Here is a 17,544-nt window from a genome sequence, read left to right as displayed (position 1 = left end):
CGCGCCCACCGAGATGGCGAGCAGCTTGAACACACCGAACTTGCCCGCGCTCATCGGCCGATCACCCCCGACAGGATGAAGGCGACGTAGATCGCGATGGCAATGCCGCCCACGACCGCCGCCGTGCGCACCGCGCGCTTGCGGCGCAGGGCGAGCTCATCGGCATCCGGTGGCGGGAGGGTCATGGCCTGCATCGTCTCAGAGGGTTGCGCGTCAATGCGTGATGTCGCCGTGGGCGAGGTCGCCGTCGCGGATCTTCGGCGGCGTGCCGAAGGTGTGGTGCGGCGCCGGCGACGGCACGGTCCACTCCAGGCCGCGCGCGGCTTCCCACGGGCGCGCCGGCGCCGGGGCGCCGTGCTTCAGCGAGTGGTACAGCACCGCGAACATCATGAACGGCGTGGCGAACATGCCGAACGCGCCGATCGAACTGATCAGGTTCCAGTCCGCGAACACCACGTTGTAGTCCGGGATGCGGCGCGGCATGCCGGCCAGGCCCAGGAAGTGCTGCGGGAAGAACAGCAGGTTCACGAACACGATGGTCCACCAGAAGTGCACCTTGGCCCAGAACTCGTTGTACATGCGCCCGGTCCACTTCGGCCACCAGTAGTACACCGCGGCGATGATGCCGAACAGCGCGCCAGTCACCAGCACGTAGTGGAAGTGCGCGACCACGAAGTAGGTGTCGTGGTACTGGAAGTCCGCCGGCACGATGGCCAGCATCAGTCCGGAGAAGCCGCCGATGGTGAACAGGATTACGAACGCGATCGACCACAGCATCGGCGACTCGAAACTGATCGAGCCGCGCCACATGGTGCTGACCCAGTTGAACACCTTCACGCCGGTGGGGATCGCGATCAGCATGGTCGCGAACATGAAGTAGATCTCGCCGCCCAGCGGCATGCCCACCGTGAACATGTGGTGCGCCCACACGATGAACGACAGGAACGCGATCGACGCGGTGGCGTACACCATCGCCTGGTAACCGAACAGCGGCTTGCGGCTGAAGGTCGGGATGATCTCCGACACGATGCCGAACGCCGGCAGGATCATGATGTAGACCTCGGGGTGCCCGAAGAACCAGAAGATGTGCTGGAACATCACCGGGTCGCCGCCGCCGGCCGCGTTGAAGAAGCTGGTGGCGAAGAACTTGTCGGTCAGCAGCATGGTCACCGCGCCGGCCAGCACCGGCATCACCGCGATCAGCAGGAACGCGGTGATCAGCCAGGTCCAGCAGAAGATCGGCATCTTCAGCAGGTCCACGCCCGGGGCACGCATGTTGAGGATGGTGGCGATCACGTTGATCGCGCCCATGATCGAGCTGATGCCCATCATGTGGATGGCGAAGATGACGAAGGCCACGTTGTAGCCGCCCTGCAGCGACAGCGGCGGATACAGCGTCCAGCCGCCGGCGGGGCCGCCGCCCGGCAGGAACAGCGTCATCAGCAGCATGGTGAAGGCGAACGGCAGGATCCAGAACGACCAGTTGTTCATGCGCGGCAGCGCCATGTCCGGCGCGCCGATCTGCAGCGGGATCATCCAGTTGGCCAGGCCCACGAAGGCCGGCATGACGCCGCCGAAGATCATCACCAGCGCATGCATGGTGGTCATCTGGTTGAAGAACATCGGGCTGACGTGCTGCAGGCCCGGCGACATCAGCTCGGCGCGGATGATCACGCTCATGCCGGCGCCGATGATGAACATCACGAACGAGAACAGCAGGTACAGCGTGCCGATGTCCTTGTGGTTCGTGGAGAAGAACCAGCGCTCGACGAAGCCCTGCTGGTGGCCGTGTTCGTCGGTCGGCTGGTGGTGTTCTGCGGTGGCGGTATGCGTGGACATGGACTGTCGACCTCGGGAATGCGATCAGCCGGCCGGCGTGGCGGCGGGGGCAGGAATGGCTTGCGCGGTGGCGTCGACCGCATCCACGGCCGCGTCGTCCGCGGGGGCAGCCGGCACGGCATCGGCCGGGGCGTTGCCTGCCTTCTCGGCGGCCAGCCAGGCATCGAACTCGTCGCGCGGCAGCGCGCGCACGACGATCGGCATGAAGCCGTGGTCCTTGCCGCACAGCTCGGCGCACTGGCCACGGTACACGCCCGGCTCCAGGATCTCGGTCCAGGCCTCGTTGACCAGGCCCGGGATGGCGTCCTGCTTCCAGCCCAGGGCGGGCACCCACCAGGAGTGGATCACGTCGTCGGCGGTGATGACGAAGCGCACCTTGGTGTTGGTGGGCAGCACCAGCGCGTTGTCCACGTCCAGCAGGTAGTGGCCGTGGGCGTCCAGTTCGGCGCGGCTGGTGTCACGGTTCTGGCGCAGTCGGTCGCTTTCGCGGTCGAGCCGGCTGGTGATCTCCACGCCTTCGCCCAGGTATTCGTACTTCCACATCCACTGGATGCCGGTGACCTTGACGGTCATTTCCGAATCGCGGGTGTCGTACATGGCGATCAGCTTGGTGGTGGCCGGCACGGCCATGATCACCAGCAGGATGATCGGCACCACGGTCCACACGATTTCCAGCTTGGTGCTGTGGGTGAAGTTGGTGTCCGGCACCGCGCCCTTGGAATGGCGGAACCGGAACATCGCGTAGCCCATGGCACCGAACACCAGGATGCCGATGGCGATACAGATCCACATGGCCAGCATGTGGGCGTCGTACGCGTGCTGGGCGGAGGTGGTGACGCCCCGGCCCATGTTCAGCTGCCACGGCTTCGGGTCCGCCGATTGAGCCAGTGCCGCCAGGGGTGCGCACGCCGCCACCGCCATCCCCCACCGCAAGAAACGCGCCTGCATCATTGCCTAGACCCCAACTGTCATCGGTCGCGGCCGGATGGCCGCCAGCGGAACTGACCGGCACCGTGCCGGACCGGATGGAAACGGGTAAAACGGACCGCGCACCCGCCTGGACGAGGGCGCGAAAACCCGCAAATGGTAGCGGGGCGCGGGGATCAGCGGCAAGCCGAAGCCATCAGGCCGGGCGCGAACGCGTGGTTCCACGGCCCGTTCGGCGGCACCGGCCGGCGCTGCGAACGACTAGAATTCGCGCTCCCAGACGCATGGCACGCCCCTCTTGAGCCCGATCCTGTCGTCCGAGCTGCCCTCGCCGCCCTCGCCGGTGCGCGCCGCGATCACCGCCGGCTGGTGCCTCGATGAGGCCGCCCATGTCGGCGCTTTGCTCGCCGTGGCGCGGCAACCGGCGCCGGGCTGGGGCCAAGCCGACCGCGAGGCCATCCACGCCACGGCCACCGATCTGGTCCGCCGGGTGCGCGCACGCACCGCCGACCAGGGCGCCATCGAGGCCTTCATGCGCCAGTACGACCTGGGCAGCGAGGAGGGCGTGTTGCTGATGTGCGTGGCGGAGGCGCTGCTGCGCATCCCGGACCAGGACACCGCCGACAAGCTGATCCGCGACAAGCTGGGCGAGGCCGACTGGAAGCGGCACATGGGCCAGTCCGATTCGGTGCTGGTCAACGCCTCCACCTGGGGCCTGATGCTGACCGGACGGCTGGTGGACCTGGCCGACGACACCAAGCGCGACGTGCACAACGCCTTCAAGCGGCTGGTCGGCCGCGTCGGCGAGCCGGTGATCCGCCTGGCCGTGCGCCAGGCGATGCGGATCATGGGCCACCAGTTCGTCATGGGCCGCACGATTTCCGAAGCGCTGGCGCGCAGCCGCAAGGGCGGCAACGCCGCCTACCGCTACTCGTTCGACATGCTGGGCGAGGCCGCGCTGACCCAGCGCGACGCCGACCGCTACCTCAAGGCCTACAGCGACGCGATCGACGCCATCGGACGCACCGGCCCCTTCAGCGATGAAATCACCGCGCCGTCGATCTCGGTCAAGCTGTCGGCGCTGCACCCGCGCTACGAACACGCCAAGCGCGCCCGCGTGCTGGCCGAACTGGCGCCGCGCCTCAACCAGCTGGCACGCCAGGCCAAGGACTACCACATCGGCCTGACCATCGATGCCGAGGAATCCGACCGGCTCGAACTGTCGCTGGACGTGATCGAGGCCGCGTGGAACGACGCATCGCTGGCCGGCTGGAACGGTTTCGGCATCGTGGTGCAGGCCTACCAGAAGCGCGCGCCGCTGGTGATCGACTGGATCGCCGACCTCGCCCGCCGCCACGGCCGCCGCATCCCGGTGCGGCTGGTCAAGGGCGCCTACTGGGACAGCGAGGTCAAGCGCGCGCAGGTCGACGGCCACCCGGTGTATCCGGTGTTCACGCGCAAACCCAACACCGACGTCAGCTACCTGGCCAACGCGGCGAAGCTGTTGTCGAACACCGACGCGATCTACCCGATGTTCGCCACCCACAACGCGCAGACGATCGCGGCGATCCATCGGATGGCGGGGGCGTTGCTTCCTTCCCCCGCGGCACTGCCCCCTTCCCCCGTCCACGGGGGAAGGGTCGGGGATGGGGGCGAGTCGGGCCGCGATGCTGCTGGGGCTGCCCCCACCCCAACCCTCCCCCGTGAACGGGGGAGGGAGCAAACGCAAGCGCATGCGTTTGAATTCCAGAAACTCCACGGCATGGGCGACGACCTCTATGCCGAGGTGATCCCCACCGACCGCCTGGACGTGCCCTGCCGCGTGTACGCCCCGGTCGGTTCGCACGAAGACCTGCTGCCGTACCTGGTGCGGCGCCTGCTGGAGAACGGCGCCAACTCCAGCTTCGTCAACCGCATCAGCGACGAGGACGTGTCCATCGACGACCTGGTGCGCGACCCGGTCGACGTCGTGGCCGGCTTCGAGGCCATCCCGCATCCCCGCATCCCGCTGCCGGTCGATCTGTACCGCAGCCAAGGCTCCGACAGGAACAATTCCATGGGCATCAACCTCGCCAACGACGACCAGTTGCGCACGCTCGCCGAACAGGTCGCCGCGGCCACCGCCGACTGGCGCGCCGAACCCCTGGTGCCGGGCGCCACCCTCGGCGGGCCCGACATCGCCGTCACCAATCCCGCCGACCGTCGCCAACGCGTCGGCCAGTGGAAGGCCGCCGACAGCGCCACCGTGGAGAAGGCGCTGCAGAACGCGGTCGCCGCGCAGCCGGCGTGGGACGCCACGCCCGCCGCCTCGCGCGCCGCGATCCTCGAGCACGCCGCCGACCTGCTGGAGCAACGCATGCCGCAGTACATCGCGCTGTGCACGAAGGAGGCCGGCAAGACGATCCCGGACGGCGTCGCCGAAGTGCGCGAAGCGGTGGATTTCCTGCGCTATTACGCCGCGCAGGCGCGCACCGATTTCGTGCCGCATCCGCTGCCCGGCCCGACCGGCGAGTCCAACGCGCTGCAACTCTGCGGCCGCGGCGTGTTCGTCTGCATCAGCCCGTGGAACTTCCCGCTGGCGATCTTCGCAGGACAGGTCGCCGCGGCACTGGCCGCAGGCAACAGCGTGATCGCGAAGCCCGCCGAGCAGACCAACCTGGTCGCCCATGCCGCGGTGAAACTGCTGCACGAAGCCGGCATTCCCGAAGCCGTGCTGCAGTTCCTGCCCGGCGACGGCGCCACCGTCGGCGCCGCACTGACCAAGGATCCGCGCGTCGCCGGCGTTGCCTTCACCGGCTCCACCGACACCGCGCGCGCGATCAATCGTGCGCTGGCCGCACGCGATGCCGCCATCGGCGTGCTGATCGCCGAGACCGGCGGCCAGAACGCGCTGATCGCGGACTCTTCCTCGCTGCCGGAACAGCTGGTCAAGGATGCGCTCGCCTCGGCATTCACTTCCGCCGGCCAGCGCTGCTCGGCGGCGCGCGTGCTGTTCGTGCAGGACGACATCGCCGACAAGGTCGTCGACATGATCGCCGGCGCGATGGCCGAACTCAGCGTCGGCGACCCCGGCCTGCTGTCGACCGACGTCGGCCCGGTGATCGATGGCGATGCGCTCGAGCTGCTCGACGACCACGCCGCGAAGATGGCCGCCATCGCCAAACCCATCGCCACCGCGCCGTCGAACGACGGCATCGCCCACGGCACCTTCTTCCTGCCGCGCGCGTGGGAGCTGCAGTCGCTGTCGCAGCTTACCCGCGAGAACTTCGGTCCGGCGCTGCACGTGATCCGCTGGAAGGCCGACGAGCTGGACGCCGTGGTCGATGCCATCAACGCCACCGGCTACGGGTTGACGCTGGGCATCCACTCGCGCATCGACGAAACCGTCGAGCGCATCGTGCAGCGCGCGAAGGTGGGCAACGTGTACGTCAACCGCAACCAGATCGGCGCGGTGGTCGGCGTGCAGCCCTTCGGCGGGCAGAACCTGTCCGGCACCGGCCCCAAGGCCGGCGGCCCGCACTACCTGCCGCGCTTCGCCACCGAGAAGACGGTGACCATCAACACCACCGCCGCTGGCGGCAACGCCTCGCTGCTGACGCTGGGCGACTGACGACTCACGCACGGTCCAAAACGAAAGAGCCCCGCGGATGCGGGGCTTTTTCGTTGGCACCGACAGCTTCGGTCAGAAGCGGTACTGCGCCGAGACGCCATAGAGATTGGCGCTGCCGCTGTACGGGCCGGCGATGCGGGTGCCGCCCTCGGTGATGTCGATCCTCGGATCATCCGGCTTGATGTGGGTGAAGCCGAAGTTGATGTCCAGTGCGTCGCTGGCCTGCCAGGTGGCACCGATCGAATACCAGGTGCGGTCGTCGTCGGGCAGGCGCGGGGTGCGGTGCTCGATGCTGGTCGGGGTCTCGTCGTAGGCCACGCCGCCGCGCAGCGTCCAGGCATCGTTGAGCTTGAACTCGGCGCCCAGCGAGTAGAAGTTGGTGTTCTTCCAGTCGAACGGTTCCACCGCGTCCGGGTCCGGGTTCTCGAACCGGATGCGCACCTCGCGCAGCGACTCCCAGCCCGTGCGCGCCCAGCTGCCCATCACCGCGAAGCGGTCGGTCGCCTGCCAGGTCGCGCCGACCTGCAGGATCGACGGGGTGGTCAGGTCGGCGGTGACGTTGCCATCCTGGAACAGCGCGGCCGTGGCCGGGCTGCTGCCGAACACGGCGGCGACGTTGCCCGGAACGGTCCAGTCGGCCGTTCCCGTGAGTTCGTAGTCGATCTCGGAGCGGTAGCTCACGCCCAGCGCAACGTTGTCGGTCGGGCGGAAGTGCATGCCGACCAGCCAGCCGAAGCCGTTCTCGGCACCTTCGACCGAGACGAAACCGTCGGCGGCCTGCGGCTGCGCGAACGGCAGCGGTCGCGTCGCCGGGTTGGAATACAGCAGCGTGCCGAAGTCGATCGAACGCGACAGGGTCACGTCCGCGCGCGAAGCGATCAGGCCGATGCCTACCGAAAAGCGGTCGCTCAGGTCGATCGCGCCCGACAGCGTGAGGTCGACGATGCGCACGTCGGAGGTGTGCGCGAAGTAGCGACCCACCCAGCCATCCTCGTATTCGGTCTTCAGGCCGAACGGCGCGCTGACCATGGCGCCGAACGCCAGTCCGTTGTCGAACTTACGGATGTAGGACATCGCCGGCACCGGCGTCAGCCCGCCGGCGTCGCCGCCGTTGCTGCCCGTCATGGGGCGGCCGAAGGCATCGGTGGCCGTGCCTTCGAATTCGTAGCTGAGGTCGATCGCGGTGACGTCGATCTGGAAGGTGTTGCCTTCGAACTGCGTCATCACCGCGGGGTTGTTGGCGACGACGGACGAGTCGCCGGTCTTGGCGGCGGTGCCGGCGAAGGCACTGCCCATCGAGCGCACGCTGTTTTCCTTCAGCTGGAAACCTGCGGCGTGTGCATTCGAAGCGAACACCAGCGCACCGGTGACGGCGAGGGCCAGGAGCGAATGGCGGGAGTTGCGGGGGAAGTGATGCATTGCGTATGTCTCTCCAATGACAGGGTGCCGCATCGCGCCGACGGCGAGGCCCGAAGGCCCGCCGTCGCCGCCGAGGACTCCCCTCCCGACCGCGACGCGCGCGCACTATACCGTACCGTCCCGTGTGGTCATGTCGACGGCTGCGCACTGCGTCGCACACCACCCTGCGCTGCACGCGTTAAGGTAGGCCACGCCCAGACCGGCCTGGCCATGTTCGTTTCCATCCCCACCCGACACCGCTCCACGCTGCGCTGGGCCACGCCGATGCTGGTCGCGCTGCTGTGGGCGGCATGGGTGTGGGCCGCGACGCGGCCGGACGATTCGCAGGCTCAGCTGTTGCTGGAATGGGGCGCGCTGGCAGGCAACCCGGGCATGGCGGGCCTGCAAGGCTGGACCGATCCCGGCCACTGGCTGCGCCTGTTCAGCGCGCTGTTCCTGCATGCCGACTGGGCGCACCTGCTGGGCAACCTGGTGTTCCTGCTGATCTTCGGCCTGCCCGCGGAGCGGGTGATGGGCGCATGGCGGCTGCTGGCGCTGTTCTTGCTGGGCGGCGCGTTCGCCAACCTGGTGGCGGTGTTCGCCATCGGCGCGCCGGACCGGCTGGTGATCGGCGCCAGCGGCGCGGTGTCGGCGCTGATCGGCGCCTACCTCGCGCTGTTCCCGCAGGCGCGGCTGGGCGTGGTGGTGCCGCTGGGCCTGTTCCTCGAATTCGTGCGCGCGCCCGCCTCGCTGCTGATCGGCGTGTGGGCGGTGCTGCAGGTGGTGTTCGCCTACATCGGCCCCGCGTTCGGCGCCGTGGCCTGGGCCGCGCACGTGGCCGGGTTCGCGTTCGGCGGACTGTTCGCCATCCTGTCCCGGCAAGCCATCGCAAGACGGTTGCGCAAGCTCAAGGGCTATTGAGCGGCACGCGCGTGGCGAACCAACGCCGCGCACCCCAGGTCCGGCAGGCAAGCCCCCGTCACCGCCGTCGTCCCGACGCGTGGCACCGCATCCGTGCATTGCAGGCCTTGATGGTGCGCAGGCACCGGCTCCCTATAATCGCGGCATGGCCAAGACGCTCTACAAAGTCACCTTCCTCAACCACGGCAAGGTCTACGAGCTGTACGCGCAGCGCGTGGACAGCGGCCGGCTGTGGGGATTCATCGAAGTCGCCGACCTGGTGTTCGACGTGCACGACGGCATCGTCGTCGATCCCACCGAGGAACGCCTGCGCGACGAGTTCGGCAACACCCGCGCCCTGCACCTGCCGATGCAGGCGGTGCTGCGCGTGGAGGAGGTGGAGAAGAAGGGGCAGTCCGCGATCCGCGATGCCGAATCCGGCGAGAAGGTGGTGACGCCATTCCCGCTGCCGGCGAAGCCGCGCTGATGGGCGTGGCCGGGCACGTGGCCCTGACCATCGCATCCGCGCTGGTCGCCGCCCAGGTGCCCGACGTTTGCACCGGGCTTGCCAGCGACATCGCGCCCGACATGCGCATCCTTGAGTCGGATCTCGACAAACCTGCGGCTTCCCGCGCGGCCGCGTGGTTGGGTGAACGCATCGAGCGCGGTGAACTTGATGGGGAATTCGAGTACGGCGTGGCCAACGGCTTGAAGGTCATCCATGGCCACGCCCTTCGGCAACAAGCCTTGGCCGAGCGCTCGAGGCATGGCGCCGAATCGCCGGAAGGCAGGTCGGCCAGCGCGGCGTTCTGCCGCTGGCTTGCGCAAGACGGATTCTGGTACGACTAGTGCGCACGACGTGCGACGCCATCGCCATTGGAGCGCAACGGTGACCACGCCATTCTCGTTCCATGCACTGCTGCTGGTCGCAGCGGGCGGCACCGCGGGGTCGGTTGCGCGTTACATGATGTCGGTATGGACGATGCAGGCGGCGGGGATGCCGAAGTTCCCGTGGGGCACGTTCGCGGTGAACCTCACCGGCTGTCTCCTGGCCGGACTGCTGGCCGGGCTGGCGGAGCGACACGCGTGGTTCGATGCGGACACGCGGCTGTTGCTGATGGTCGGCCTGCTGGGCGGGTTCACCACCTTCTCGGCGTTCGGCGTGGAAACCGCATACCTGCTGCGGCGCGGGGAGTGGCTGCTGGCCTCGGGCTACGTTGGCGGTAGCGTGTTGCTCGGGATCGCCGCCGTACTGCTGGGGGTGTGGCTGGTGGCACCCGGCGCGGCACAGGGCTGACGCGCCGGGCGCCTGGCTCAGTCCTGCGCGGTGGTGGCAGACGCCGTGCTGGCCGGCTTCTTCAACTCCGCCAACGCAGCCTGTACCGGGCCTTCGCCGGGCAACACGTCGCCCGGGCCCACCTCGCCTTCTGCATCGCCGCGCAGGTGGCCGGGCAAGGTGGCTTCCGTGTAGGCGCTGCGGCCACTGGCACCGCCTTCGGCATCTTCGGGAACCAGCACCACGTCCGGGTCGATGCCACGGGCCTGGATCGAGCGACCATTGGGCGTGTAGTAGCGCGCGGTGGTCAGCTTGACCGCGTCGCCGTTGCCCAGCGGCATCAAGGTCTGCACCGAGCCCTTGCCGAAGCTGCGGCTGCCGACGATGCGCGCGCGGCCGTGGTCGCCCAGCGCGCCTGCCAGCACTTCGGAGGCACTGGCCGAGCCGGCATCGACGATCACCACGATCGGCGCGCCATGCATCAGGTCGCCGGCAGTGGCGTTGAATTCGGTGTCGCTGACCTGCAGCCGCCCGCGCGTGCTCACGATCACGCCGCTGTCCAGCAGGTCGTCGGCTACGCGCACCGCGGCGGTCAGCAGGCCACCCGGGTTGCTGCGCAGGTCGATCACCAGCCCGGACAGCCGCCCACCGGCTTCGCCATGCAGGCGTTGCAGCACGCGTTCGAAATCGTCCGCGGTGTCGGCCTGGAAGGTGGCGATGCGGATGTAGCCATGGCCCGGCTCCAGCATCCGTCCGCGCACGCTGGTGACGCGGATGGTCTCGCGCTGCACGGTGATCTGCAGCGGCTCCGCCGCGCCCTCGCGCAGCACGGTCAGGACCGAGCTGCTGCCGGGCGGGCCACGCAGCGGGCCATCGCCCTCGTTGTCGGCGGGGGTCAACTCACGGCCATCGACCGCCGTGATGGTGTCGCCGGCGCGGATGCCCGCCTTCTGCGCGGGCGTGTCGTCGATCGGCGCGATCACGCGCACCTTGCCATCGGGCAGCTGCATCACTTCCACGCCGATGCCGTCGTAGGCGCCGGTCGCGCCTTCCTCGAACGCGGTGGCGGCATCGGCATCGAGGTAGGCACTGTGCGGATCGAGGTCGAGCAGCAGGCCGCGGATCGCGGAGTCCATCAGCTTGCGGTCCTCCACCGTGTCCACGTAGCCGACGCGGATCGCGTTGAACACGGCCACATAGCGGCGGATCTCTTCCAGCGGTACGCGGGTGGACGCGGCCAGTGCCGGCGGCAGCGCGCTGTCTTCCCCGGGCATCGCGACGGCATCCGCACCAGATGCGTCCTGTGCGGGTTCGTCCTGCGCATCATTTTCGACGCCGGCGTCATCGACGCCTTCCCCGGCGGGCGGCGCATCCGCGGGCGGCGCGTCATCGGTCGTTGCGGGCACTGCTTCTTCCTGCCCGACCGGGGACTGCATGGCCTCCTGCGCCTGCAGTCCGGTTTCCGCAGGCGACGTCTGCGCCAGCGCGGCCGGCTGCAGCGACAGCGGCAGCAGCAGGGCGGCGATGGCGAGCGGCAGCAGGCGATGGGACATGCAGGACTCCGGCGGTGGGCGCAATGGTCGGACCGCGCCGGCGGACGCGGGTTCATCCATTATGGGGAGGAGGGTGCAGGTTTCGTTAACGGGGGAAGGCAGGGAGAGGCGTCTCGACCGGCCTTCCCCCCGGTCCGGGTTGCCGAGGACGACCGGGGCCACGCGGAGTCGCGGCCCGATATCCGCTTGGTCGGCATGGCCCCGGCAGGCGCCCCCACTCGCTCCGTCGGCTGGACGGAAAGCCAAGGCAATGACAGCGCCGCTTCGCCTTTGCCGGACGCGCGAGGATCTGTCCAGCGCAGGTCCGACGCCACCGCAACCAAGCGGATATCGGGCCGCGACTTGCGGTGGCGTCGCACCTGCGCGCCCGCGCATGCGCGCCTTCTGCCCGATCGGGGGAAGAACTTTCTTGATCGCCTTCTTCCTTCCGCACCCGGTGCCTCAACGTCCTGATGCGTCAGCGGCGCTGCAACCAGGTGTTCGGATTGACCGGCTGGCCGTTGCGGCGCAGTTCGAAATACAGGCCGGGGCGGCCCTGTCCGCCGGAGTTGCCGACGGTGGCCACGGCATCGCCGCGCGCAACGCGGTCGCCGGGCTTCTTGAGCAAGGCCTCGTTGTGGCCGTAAAGGCTCATGTGGCCATTGCCGTGGTCGATGATCAGGAACATGCCGTAGCCGGTCATCCATTCGGCGAACACCACGGTGCCGTCGGCGACGGCCCGCACCTGGGTGCCGGTGGGCGCGCCGATCAGGATGCCGTTGCTGCTGCGGCCATCGGGCAGGCGCGCGCCATAGTTCGCCAGCAGGCTGCCCGATAGGGGCCAGCCCAGCCCGCCGACCTGCGCCGGCGCGGCGCTGGCGACCGCCGGGCGCGCCGGCGCATTGCGTGCCGGGGCGCGTGCAGGCGTGCGCGGCTGCGCCTGGCGGTTGGCGGCGGCGCGGCGCTCGGCTTCTGCCCGTGCGGCGGCGGCGCGCAACCGCGCCAGCAGTTGTTCGAGTGATTTCGCGTCGCGCCCGAGCGCCTGTTCGCGTGCACCGCGGTCGCGGTAACGCTTGTCCAGGTCGGCAACGGCGGCGTTGCGCTCGCGGCGGTCGCGCTCCAGCGTGGCGAGGCGGGTGCGCTGCTCGCTGCGCGACGCTTCGAGCGCGGCGGTGCGCTCGCCGATCTCGCGTTCCATGTCGGCCAGCGCGGTCAGTTCCGCACGCAACGTGGCGATGCGTTCGCCGCGATGGCGCTGCAGGTAGCCGTGGTAGGCCAGGGTGCGGCCGGCGTCGGCCGCGCTGTCCTGCGACAGCAGCAGCTTCAAGGGCGCGGCATCGCCCACGGCGTAGCTGGCGCGCAGCAGCGCACGCAATTCCTCGCGCTGCGCCGCCATCGTGGTTTCCGCCTCGGCGCGCCTGGCCTGCAACTCCGATAATGCGGCCTGTTCCTGCGCGATCCGCGCCTCCACGTCGCGCAGTTCGCGCGCCGATGCCGCCACCTGCTCGTCGCTTTGCCGCAGCGCGCGCGCGGCCTCGCCGCGCTGGCCCTCCAGTCGCCGCCGTTCGCTGGCGACCTCGCGCAGTTCCTTGCGCACGTTCTCCAGCCGGCGCTCGGCATCGCGGCTGTTCTGTTGCGATTGTGCCCCCGGCGCCGCCATCAGGCCGGCGGCCAGCAGCAACGCCGACGCCCAGGCCATCGGCGCGCGCAGGCGCTGGGTCATTCCTTCGCGACCAGCAGCGTGTCGCCGGTCATCTCGGCGGGCTTGGGCAGGCCCAGCAGGTCGAGGATGGTCGGCGCCAGGTCGCGCAATGCACCGCCGCCGCGCAGCGCCGCATCGCGGCTGCCCACGTACACCAGGTCCACCGGCCCCACCGTGTGCGAGGTATGTGGCTCGCCGGTCGTCGGGTCGCGCATCATTTCGCAGTTGCCGTGGTCGGCGGTGACCAGCAGTTCGCCGCCCTTCGCGCGCACCGCGGCGACGATCTCGCCCACCGCCTTGTCCACGGTTTCCACCGCAGTGATCGCCGCCGACAGCACGCCGGTGTGGCCGACCATGTCGGGGTTGGCGAAGTTGCACAGGATCACGTCGAAGCGTTCGTCCTCCACCGCCTGCACCAGCCGCGCGCAGACTTCCGGCGCGCTCATCTCCGGCTGCAGGTCGTAGGTGGCGACCTTGGGGCTGGGCACCAGGATGCGCTGCTCGCCGGTGTACTCGGCTTCGCGCCCGCCGCTGAGGAAGAAAGTGACGTGCGCGTATTTCTCGGTTTCGGCGATGCGCAGCTGGGTCAACCCGTGTGCACCCAGCACCTCGCCCAGGGTGTTGGCCAGGTTGTCCGGCGCGAACGCGACCGGTGCCGGCAGGCTGGCGTCGTACTCGGTCAGGCACACGTAGCGCGACGGCACGGGTTTGCGCACGCCCTCGCCGAAGCCGTCGAACGCGGGCGACACGAACGCCGCGCTCAGCTGGCGCGCGCGGTCGGCGCGGAAGTTCATGAACACCACGGCATCGCCGTCGCGCATCGGGCGCGCACCGGCCAGCGCGGTGGGCGCGACGAACTCGTCGTTCTCGCCGCGCGCATAGGCTGCCTGCAGCGCCGACAACGCATCCGGCGCATCGCCCAACGCCTCGACGATGGCATCCCAGGCCCGGCGCACGCGCTCCCAGCGCTTGTCACGGTCCATCGCGTAGTAACGCCCGGACACACTGGCGATGTGGGCGTTGCCCAGCGTGTCGCATCTGGCCTGCAGCGCGCGCAGGCTGGGCTCGGCCGAACGCGGCGGCATGTCGCGGCCATCGAGGAACGCATGCACGGCGACACGCGGCACGCCGCGCTTCGCGGCGAGATCGAGCATCGCGAAGATGTGCGCCTCATGGCTGTGCACGCCGCCGGGGGAAAGCAAACCGAAGATGTGCAGGGTACCGCCGCCGGCGAGCACCGCATCGCAGGCCGCATTCAACTCGGCGTTGTCGAAGAAACTGCCGTCCTCGATCGCCGCGTCGATGCGGGTCAGGTCCTGGTAGACGATGCGGCCGGCGCCGATGTTCATGTGCCCGACTTCGGAATTGCCCATCTGCCCGTCCGGCAGGCCGACGAAGCGGCCTTCGGTGTGGATCAGTGTGCTCGGATGCTCGGCCAGCAGCCGGCGCCAGTTGGGCACGTCGGCCAGCGCGATGGCGTTGTCGCGCGGGTCGTCGCGATGGCCCCAGCCATCGAGGATCAGCAGCACGACGGGCTTCGGCCGACGGCCGGCGGCAGGGGCTTGCGGGGCGGCGTTCGGCACGACGAATGGCCCAGTGACGTATGACAGGTGCGATTGTAGCCAAGCTGTCGCAAGCTATCTGCAACGGCGCCATCATGACGCCGGCAACTCCGCACGCCGAGGTCTCCATGCCACGTATCGCACCTGCCATCGCCCTGTCGCTCCTGCTCGCCGCCTCACCGGCCTTCGCCGATGGCGAGGACATCAGCAAGGTCAACGGCAGCATCACCGCCGAATCCGGGCAGCAGTACGGCGAACTCAGTACGGTCAACGGCAGCATCCGCCTGCAGGCCGGCAGCCGCGCGGGGGATGCCGATACGGTCAATGGCAGCATCCGCGGCGACGACGATGTCGAAGCCGGCAGCCTGGGCACCGTCAACGGCAGCATCCGCATGGGCAGCCGCGCCCGCATCGGCGGCAACGTCGAGACGGTGAACGGCAGCATCTTCGTCGACCGCGGCGGCACCGTGGACGGCAACGTCAAGACGGTCAACGGTGCGATCGGCCTGGTGGCGACGGCGGTGGCCGGCAACGTCGAGACCGTGTCGGGCGATGTCACCGTCGGCATCGGCTCGCGCGTGGGCGGCGACCTGAAGATCAGCAAGCCGTCCTCGACCTGGCTGCCGTTCTCGATCGGCAGCTCGCGCCGCGCGCCGCGCGTGATCATCGGCCCCGATGCAGTGGTGGAAGGCCAGCTGGTGTTCGAGCGCGAGGTCGCGCTGTACGTGCACGAGAGCGCCCGCATCGGCGCGGTGACCGGCGCCACCGCCGTGCCCTATTCCGGCCCGCGCGCGCCCGCCGACTGAGCGCGAACCACCGCCGGAAGCGGCCTCCGGCGCCGGGGCAGGCGCTGCCGCAACCGCGTAGAATCACGGGTTCTGCGAGTCCTGGAGCCCATGGAATGCGTTCATCCCTTCTCCTTCTGTGCGTCGGCAGCGTGCTGCTGGCTGCCTGCAGCCGCGAACCCACGCCGACGACGGCCGATGCCGCGCCCGCGCCGGCCGGCGAACACACCTTCAGCCCCGAGATCAACGCCGACGACTTCCGGGTGATGGTCGAAGCCCTGTCGTCGGACGACTTCGAAGGCCGCGCCCCCGGTTCGCCCGGCGGCGAGAAGACCGTCGAGTACATCCGCGCGCAGTTCGAGCGCATCGGCCTGGAGCCGGGTGGCGAGAACGGCTCGTATTACCAGACCGTGCCGATGGTCGAGACCACCGCGGACGAATCGACTGTCCTGCGCATCGACAGCAACGGCAACGCCCGCGACCTGGCCTTCGGCACCGACTTCGTGCTCGGCACCCGCACCGGGCAGGCCGAGGTGAATGTCGCCGACAGCGACCTGGTGTTCGTCGGCTATGGCGTGGATGCGCCGGAGCAGGACTGGAACGACTACGCCGGCATCGACGTCACCGGCAAGACGGTCGTCATGTTCGTCAACGACCCGGGCTTCCACGCCAAGGACGATGCACTGTTCGACGGCAACCGCATGACGTACTACGGCCGCTGGACCTACAAGTTCGAGGAAGCCGCGCGCAAGGGCGCCGCCGCCGCCCTCATCATCCACGACACCGAAGGCGCGTCCTACGGCTGGGACGTGGTGAAGAACTCCTGGTCGGGCGCCCAGTTCGACCTGCGCACCGAAGACGATCCGGAACCGCGCCTGCCGGCGCAGGGCTGGATCACCGGCGAAGTCGCACGCCAGCTGTTCGCCGACTCCGGCCTCGACCTGGATGAGATGTACGCCGCCGCCAACCAGCGCGGGTTCAAGGCGGTGCCGCTGCAGGCCAAGGCGTCGTTCGACCTGCAGAGCACGGTCACCGAAGGCTCGTCGCGCAACGTCATCGGCTACCTGCCCGGCACAACGCGCCCCGAGGAAACCATCATCTACCTCGCGCACTGGGACCACCTGGGCAAACACGAAGGGCATGACCCCGAAGCCGGCGTGGACATGATCTACAACGGCGCCGTGGACAACGCCACCGGCGTGGCCGGCATCATCGAGATCGCCGAGCAGTTCGCCAACGGCGAGCGTCCCGAGCGTTCGGTGGTGTTCCTGGCGGTGACGCTGGAGGAGTCGGGCCTGCTGGGTTCGAAGTTCTACGTCGCGCAGCCGTCGTTCCCGCTGGAGCGCACGGTGGCCGCCATCAACCTCGACGCGATGAGCGTCGCCGGCCGCTCTCGCGACATCGTGGTCAATGGCCTGGGCAGCTCCGAGCTGGAGGACATGCTGAAGGTGCACGCCGATGCGCAACAGCGCGTGCTGGTGGAGGAAGGCAACCCGGCGGGCGGCTTCTACTTCCGCTCCGACCACTTCAACTTCGCCAAGGCCGGCGTGCCCGCGTTGTACGCCAAGGGTGGCTACGACCTGCTCGAGGGCGGCACCGCCGCCGGCAAGGCCGCCAGCGAGGACTACGGCCGCCGCTACCACCAGCCCAGCGACCAGATCCACGACGGCTGGCGCTGGGACGGCATCGTCGAGGACCTGCAGCTGAAGTACCTCGTCGGCAGCGACCTCGCCACCAGCGACCGCTGGCCGAACTGGTACCAGGGCAATCCGTTCAAGGCCGCCCGCGACGCGATGCGCGCCGAGGTGCAGTGACGCTGCGTCTGCATCGGTACCGATGACACGGAACGGCGCCTTCGGGCGCCGTTCTCGTTTGCGTCGCGGCTCGCCCCCCACCCCACCCCTCCCCCGCAAGCGGGGGAGGGGGCAGTGCGCGATGCGCCGAAATCCTGTCGCCAACACGATCGTCACCACGGCGAAGCAGGGCTTTCGCCTGCGCCAGCCAGCACCGGAC

At 69.2% G+C, this 17,544-nt stretch carries 13 protein-coding genes and 1 pseudogene; 7 read left to right on the top strand and 7 right to left on the bottom strand.

The window, feature by feature from the left end:
• Nucleotides 1-50: 50 nt before the first annotated feature.
• The 3 genes from E2F46_RS17810 to coxB are packed head-to-tail and all read right to left on the bottom strand — an operon-like array spanning nt 51 to nt 2,790.
• Entirely contained in the window at nt 51-185 is a 135-nt protein-coding gene (locus E2F46_RS17810; RefSeq protein ID WP_279512691.1) for a hypothetical protein, read from the bottom strand.
• A gap of 28 nt (nt 186-213) precedes the next feature.
• Nucleotides 214-1,839 carry a cytochrome c oxidase subunit I gene (gene ctaD, locus E2F46_RS16340; protein WP_133323647.1) on the bottom strand — a complete coding sequence of 542 codons (1,626 nt, stop codon included), beginning with the start codon at nt 1,837-1,839 and terminating at the stop codon, nt 214-216.
• A gap of 24 nt (nt 1,840-1,863) precedes the next feature.
• The gene (gene coxB / locus E2F46_RS16335) at nt 1,864-2,790 is read right to left on the bottom strand and encodes a cytochrome c oxidase subunit II (protein ID WP_133323646.1); all 927 of its coding nucleotides are present in this window, start codon (nt 2,788-2,790) and stop codon (nt 1,864-1,866) included.
• 283 nt (nt 2,791-3,073) lie between these two features.
• Here coxB and putA point away from each other — a divergent pair, with 283 nt between their 5' ends.
• On the top strand, nt 3,074-6,376 hold the full coding sequence (gene putA / locus E2F46_RS17750; protein WP_425599847.1) for a bifunctional proline dehydrogenase/L-glutamate gamma-semialdehyde dehydrogenase PutA: 3,303 nt from the start codon (nt 3,074-3,076) through the stop codon (nt 6,374-6,376).
• A gap of 72 nt (nt 6,377-6,448) precedes the next feature.
• On the opposite strand, the gene E2F46_RS16315 is transcribed toward putA, so the two are convergent.
• Nucleotides 6,449-7,795 carry an OmpP1/FadL family transporter gene (locus E2F46_RS16315; protein WP_165967505.1) on the bottom strand — a complete coding sequence of 449 codons (1,347 nt, stop codon included), beginning with the start codon at nt 7,793-7,795 and terminating at the stop codon, nt 6,449-6,451.
• A gap of 210 nt (nt 7,796-8,005) precedes the next feature.
• Here E2F46_RS16315 and E2F46_RS16310 point away from each other — a divergent pair, with 210 nt between their 5' ends.
• From E2F46_RS16310 to crcB, 4 genes are all read left to right on the top strand, one after another.
• Entirely contained in the window at nt 8,006-8,695 is a 690-nt protein-coding gene (locus E2F46_RS16310; protein WP_133323644.1) for a rhomboid family intramembrane serine protease, read from the top strand.
• Between the two features lie 145 nt (nt 8,696-8,840).
• On the top strand, nt 8,841-9,161 hold the full coding sequence (locus E2F46_RS16305) for a DUF1820 family protein (RefSeq protein WP_133323643.1): 321 nt from the start codon (nt 8,841-8,843) through the stop codon (nt 9,159-9,161).
• 17 nt (nt 9,162-9,178) lie between these two features.
• A complete protein-coding gene (locus tag E2F46_RS16300; protein WP_133323642.1) occupies nt 9,179-9,523 on the top strand; it encodes a hypothetical protein in 345 nt (114 codons plus the stop codon).
• Between the two features lie 40 nt (nt 9,524-9,563).
• Entirely contained in the window at nt 9,564-9,971 is a 408-nt protein-coding gene (crcB, locus tag E2F46_RS16295; protein ID WP_243720491.1) for a fluoride efflux transporter CrcB, read from the top strand.
• Here the strand turns inward: crcB and E2F46_RS16290 are convergent.
• The 3 genes and pseudogenes from E2F46_RS16290 to gpmI all read right to left on the bottom strand — a co-directional run.
• A pseudogene (locus tag E2F46_RS16290) lies at nt 9,853-11,386 on the bottom strand (S41 family peptidase); the annotation flags it as partial. The gene crcB and the pseudogene E2F46_RS16290 overlap by 119 nt on opposite strands.
• Before the next feature lie 574 nt (nt 11,387-11,960).
• Nucleotides 11,961-13,205, bottom strand: a complete 1,245-nt coding sequence (locus tag E2F46_RS16285) for a murein hydrolase activator EnvC family protein (protein WP_243720489.1) — start codon at nt 13,203-13,205, stop codon at nt 11,961-11,963.
• Nucleotides 13,202-14,713: a 2,3-bisphosphoglycerate-independent phosphoglycerate mutase gene (gpmI, locus tag E2F46_RS16280; RefSeq protein ID WP_243720488.1), complete on the bottom strand. Its 1,512-nt coding sequence runs from the start codon at nt 14,711-14,713 to the stop codon at nt 13,202-13,204. The genes E2F46_RS16285 and gpmI overlap by 4 nt, the downstream gene beginning before the upstream one ends.
• A 161-nt stretch (nt 14,714-14,874) precedes the next feature.
• On the opposite strand from gpmI, the gene E2F46_RS16275 reads away from it, so the two are divergent.
• Both E2F46_RS16275 and E2F46_RS16270 read left to right on the top strand, forming a co-directional pair.
• The gene (locus E2F46_RS16275) at nt 14,875-15,552 is read left to right on the top strand and encodes a DUF4097 family beta strand repeat-containing protein (protein WP_133323639.1); all 678 of its coding nucleotides are present in this window, start codon (nt 14,875-14,877) and stop codon (nt 15,550-15,552) included.
• A gap of 95 nt (nt 15,553-15,647) precedes the next feature.
• Entirely contained in the window at nt 15,648-17,345 is a 1,698-nt protein-coding gene (locus E2F46_RS16270; protein WP_133323638.1) for a M28 family metallopeptidase, read from the top strand.
• Nucleotides 17,346-17,544: the final 199 nt, after the last annotated feature.

Source organism: Luteimonas aestuarii, from assembly GCF_004357985.1.
GTDB classification, from domain to species: Bacteria; Pseudomonadota; Gammaproteobacteria; order Xanthomonadales; family Xanthomonadaceae; genus Luteimonas; species Luteimonas aestuarii.
Note: the sequence above shows the minus strand (reverse complement) of the source record. Positions and strands in the feature narration are given on the sequence as shown.